This is a genomic window from Actinoplanes palleronii (genome assembly GCF_016862315.1).
Taxonomy (GTDB): Bacteria; Actinomycetota; Actinomycetes; order Mycobacteriales; family Micromonosporaceae; genus Actinoplanes; species Actinoplanes palleronii.
In genome coordinates this window covers 1-3804 of sequence record NZ_BOMS01000176.1, presented here as the reverse complement: position 1 = coordinate 3804, position 3804 = coordinate 1, and the positions used below count along the sequence as shown (strand labels likewise).

The window sequence follows — 3804 nt, the reverse complement described above, 5'->3', positions numbered from 1 at the left end:
ACCATAAGTCGCCAGCAGCGCCTGCGCCTCGATCGGGTCACCCAGCGACGTGCCGGTGCCGTGCGCCTCCACCGCGTCCACGTCGGCCGTGGTCAGACCGGCACTCGCCAGCGCCGCACGAATGACGCGCTGCTGCGACGGCCCGTTCGGCGCGGTCAACCCATTCGACGCACCGTCCTGGTTGACCGCACTCCCCCGCACCACCGCGAGAACCGGATGGCCGAGGCGCTGCGCGTCGGACAGCCGCTCCACGAGCAGCACCCCGACACCCTCGGACCAGCCGGTGCCATCCGCGCCGTCGGCGAACGACTTGCACCGGCCATCGGCGGCGAGACCCCGCTGCCGGGAGAAGCCGACGAACGTGCCCGGCGTCGCCATCACGGTCACACCACCGGCGAGCGCCGCGTCGCACTCGCCGTTGCGCAGCGACTGCACGGCCAGGTGCAGTGCCACCAGCGACGACGAGCAGGCCGTGTCGACCGTGACGGCCGGGCCCTCCAGGCCGAACGAGTAGGACACCCGGCCGGAGGCGATGCTGCCGCCCGTACCCATGAAGCCTTCGACCTGCGCGTCGGCCTGTTCGAGCACGGTGGCGTAGTCGCCGTACATGATGCCGGCGAACACCCCGGTGCGCGATCCGCGCAGCGAGCGCGGGTCGATGCCGGCCCGCTCCAGGGCTTCCCACGAGGTTTCCAGGAGCAACCGGTGCTGCGGGTCCATGGCCAGGGCCTCGCGCGGCGAGATGCCGAACAGCTCCGGGTCGAAGTCACCGGCCCCGGCCAGGAACCCGCCCTGCCGGGCGTAGGTCGTGCCGGTGTGGTCGGGATCCGGGTGGTACAGGTTCTCCAGGTCCCAGCCACGGTCGTCGGGGAAGGCACCGATGCCGTCGCGGCCGGCGGCGACCAGGTCCCACAGGTCGTCCGGGCTGGCGACACCGCCGGGGAAGCGGCAGGCCATGCCGACGATGGCGACCGGCTCGTCGAGGCGGGCGGCGAACGGTGCGGGGGCCGTCGCAGGGATGGCGGCGGTGCCGGCCAGTTCCGCGGCGAGGTGACCGGCCAGCACGGTCGCGGCCGGGTAGTCGAAGACCAGCGTGGACGGCAGCCGCAGCCCGGTGGCCGCCGCGAGCCGGTTGCGCAGCTCGACCGCGGTGAGCGAGTCGAAGCCGAGCTCACTGAACGCGCGACCCGGGTCCACGTCCTCGGCCCGGGCGTAACCGAGCACGTCGGCGACCTGCGCCCGGACCACCCCGAGGACGGCGGCGGCGCGCTGCTCGCCGGGCAGGTTCGCCAGCTGCCGGCCCAGCGCCGTGCCGGTGTCCGCGCGGGCGGGGGCGCGGACCAGGCCCCGCAGCAGGTCGGGTGCCGCGTCGGTGTCGCGCAGTGCGGCCAGGTCGACGGCGAGCGGTATGACCAGCGCGGTGCTGCCACCGGCGGCGGCGTCGAACGCGGCGAGGCCCTGCTCGGCGGTGAGCGGCAGGACTCCCCCGCGGCGCATCCGCTCGTGGTCGGCCGCGTCGCCCATGCCGGCGTCCCACAACCCCCAGGCCAGCGACGTCGCGGGCACCCCGTCGGCGCGCAGCCAGCAGGCGTACGCGTCGAGGTAGGCGTTCGCGGCCGCGTAGTTCGCCTGTCCCGCGTTGCCGAACACCCCGGCCGCCGAGGAGTAGAGCACGAACGCGGTCAGCGGCTTGTCCCGCGTGGCCGCGCGCAGGTTCCGCGCCGCGTCGACCTTGGCGCGGAACACGGTGTCCAGGCGCTCGCGGGTCAGCGACTCGACAGTGCCGTCGTCGAGCACCCCGGCCACGTGCACCACGGCGGTGACCGGCTCGTCGCGCAGCACCGCGGCCACCGCGTCGGCGTCGGCCAGGTCGCAGGCGGCGGCGCGGACCCGGGCGCCGTCGATGTCCAGGGTGCCGCCCGAGCGCGACAGCAGCAGCAGGTCCCGCACCCCGTGCGCGGCGACCAGGTGCCGGGCGATCAGCTGCCCCAGGGTGCCGGTGGCGCCGGTGACGACCACGGTGCCGTCCCCGGCGTCGAAGGCGTCGCCGGCCGTGACCCGGGTCAGCTGCGGCACGCGCACGGTGCCGTCACGGACCACCGCCTGCGGCACCGAATACCACGCGTCGTCGGCGCCGTCGAGCAGGTGGAACCGGTCCGGGTGCTCGGCTTGCGCGGACCGCACCAGGCCCCACAGCGCGGCACCGTCCGGGTCGGTGATGTCGTCGCCGGCCGCACCGAGCGTGCGTACCACCAGCCGTGTCGCGGCCCAGCCGGGGTCAGCCAGCAGCGTCTGCAGCAGCGCGAGCAAGGCCGCTGTCCGCTCACCGGCGCTGCCGGGCGCCGTCGCATCAACCACCAGCAGGGGTACGGGTGACGGCAGCGGCGCACCGAGCGCCACGACGACCGGTTCCCCGGTAGCCGGCACGTCGCGGTCCACCCAGCTGACGCCGTAGAGCAGCCGGTCGGCGGTCGCACCGGTCAGCGCGGCGGCGGTGACCGGGCGCAGCCGCAGAGCGTCCACCTCGGCGACGGGCAGGCCGGCCCCGTCGGCGAGCAGCAGCCGGATCTCGTCGTCGCCGCCGGTGCGGGACAGCCGGACGCGCAGTTCACCGGCGGCGGTCCCGGTGATGCGGGCTCCGGTGAAGGCGAACGGCAGGCGTACCTGGTCGTCGGGGAAGAGCGCTCCGGCGCCGATGGCGTGCAGTGCCGCGTCGACAAGTGCCGGGTGCACGCCGAAGCCGTCGGTGACCCGGTCGGCGGCCACCTCGGCGTAGACGGTGCCGCCGTGCCGCCAGGCCCGTCGCAGGCTGCGGAAGGCCGGGCCGTAGGAGAGCCCGGCGGCGGCGAAGTCGTCGTAGAGGCCGTCCAGGGGGATCTCGTCGGCGCCGGGCGGTGGCCAGGCGACCAGGCCGAGGTCGGCGGCGGCGGGCGCGGCGGGTGCCAGGACGCCTTCGGCGTGCACGGTCCATTCGGCGTCGTCGCCGGTCTCGGGCTGGGCGTAGACGGTGACCGGGCGGCGCTGGTCGTCGCCGGCCGGTCCGACGCGGATCTGCAGCCGGACCGCGCCGTGCTCCGGGATGACCAGGGGTTCGCGCAGGATCAGCTCGTCGGCCCGGTCGGCGCCGACCCGGCGGCCGGCGGCCAGCGCGACGTCGAGCAGCGCGGTGCCCGGAACCAGCACGGTGCCGAACACCCGGTGGTCGGCCAGCCAGCCGGGCGCGGCGGCGGCGAGGCGGCCGGTGAGCAGCGCGCCGTCGCCGTCGGCCAGCAGGATTGCGGCGCCGAGCAGCGGGTGGCCGGTGGCGAGCAGACCGGCGGTGGTCACGTCGCCGGTGTCGGCGGCGGTGTCGAGCCAGTACCGCTGGTGCGTGAACGGGTAGGTGGGCACGCCGGCCGGGCGGGCGCCGGTGCCGTCGAACAGGGCCCGCCAGGTGACGGGCTGGCCGTGGACGAACAGCTCGGCGACCGCGGTGAGCAGGGTGGTGACCTCGTCCCGGTCCCGGCGCAGCGCGGCGACGGCGTCGGGTACCAAGGTCGCCAGGACGGTGTCCGGGCCGAGCTCCAGGACCCGGTCGGCGTTCAGCCGGGTGACCGCGTCGGCGAAGCGCACCGGCTCGCGGACCTGCCGCACCCAGTACTCCGGGTCGGTCCAGTCCCCGTCGGCGTCGACGGTCGAGACCACGGCCAGGCGCGGCTCGCTGAACGTCAGCGTCGCCACCACGGCCCGGAAGTCGTCGAGCATCGGCTCCATCAGCCGGGAATGGAACGCGTGGCTGGTGCGCAGCCGGGTCGTCTTCCACCC

At 75.6% G+C, this 3804-nt stretch carries 1 protein-coding gene; it reads right to left on the bottom strand.

Annotation, left to right across the window (positions count from 1 at the left end):
- The coding region (locus tag Apa02nite_RS47985; protein ID WP_203831111.1) for an SDR family NAD(P)-dependent oxidoreductase at positions 1 to 3804 on the bottom strand (3804 nt) is incomplete at both ends.